The 908-nt window shown below is 31.9% G+C and carries 2 protein-coding genes; one reads left to right on the top strand and one right to left on the bottom strand.

What is annotated here, in order from left to right; genetic code table 11:
- Positions 1-27: 27 nt before the first annotated feature.
- Positions 28-279 (bottom strand): helix-turn-helix transcriptional regulator, encoded by a 252-nt coding sequence (locus ACFIJP_RS09360; protein ID WP_273791720.1) that lies wholly within the window; start codon positions 277-279, stop codon positions 28-30.
- A gap of 91 nt (positions 280-370) precedes the next feature.
- Here ACFIJP_RS09360 and ACFIJP_RS09355 point away from each other — a divergent pair, with 91 nt between their 5' ends.
- Entirely contained in the window at positions 371-673 is a 303-nt protein-coding gene (locus ACFIJP_RS09355) for a helix-turn-helix domain-containing protein (protein ID WP_183229374.1), read from the top strand.
- Positions 674-908 lie beyond the last annotated feature (235 nt).

Raw genomic sequence — 908 nt, 5'->3', positions numbered from 1 at the left:
TTCTTTTCTACAGCCATCATCACCTCCTTAAGGCTGCAAAGTCTCACGCGCGCTATCAACGCCGGAACTTTTTGCAATTGAAGGAAAATTCTCTTGATACCAATCGCTAGGGCTTATGTAATTATCGGTAACTTCTGCTATCTTTTTTATTATCTTAGGATGCGGAAATCGCTTCTTATTTACATAGCGTGCTACAGATGCTTGCGTAACACCTACCAAAATCGCAAACTCGGCATAAGTAATATTATTCTTTGATAAATACAGTTTTAGTTTAGACATTCCTTTTTATACCATATCGGTATTATTAAAACAAGGAAATTTTACCACATTGGCATTTGAAAGGATTTTTTTTTTAATTAGGATAAGAATCATGAATAATTTGAAATTTTTCAGACAAAAAGTCGGTTTAACTCCAAAAGAATTAGCCGAATTGGTGGGAACTAGTCAGCCACAAATTTTTCGTTTAGAAAATGGGCAACGAAAATTAACAAAAGAGTGGGCTATACGTTTGGCACCACACTTAAAAATTACTCCCAAACAATTGTTGTTTTCAGGAAATAAGCCTAATAGCTTAGATGAACAAATTGAAGATATGTTAGAGCATCTAAGCTACGATAATAAGGTTAAACTTCTGGATCTCCTTTCTTCATTTTATCAAGATAAAAAAGAATAAACTCTCTTTTTTCATCTTCTGTCAATTTATTCCATAGTTCCAATATTTGCGTATTAATTGACCATTTTTCATCCATTTGTTCTACTCATAAAAAATAAAAAATAAAAAATAACCATTTTGGTATTGACTTTAAATTACCATTTTGGTATCAAGATATCCCATATCTTAGAAAATAACTTTTGCCAATAGGCAGTATGGAGGCATTTGTGAATAAACCAGTGTTTATAAATTCTGA

It is taken from the genome of Bartonella sp. MU37NMGALS (assembly GCF_042194015.1).
GTDB lineage: Bacteria > Pseudomonadota > Alphaproteobacteria > Rhizobiales > Rhizobiaceae > Bartonella > Bartonella grahamii.
This window is presented reverse-complemented; position numbering and strand designations above follow the sequence as displayed.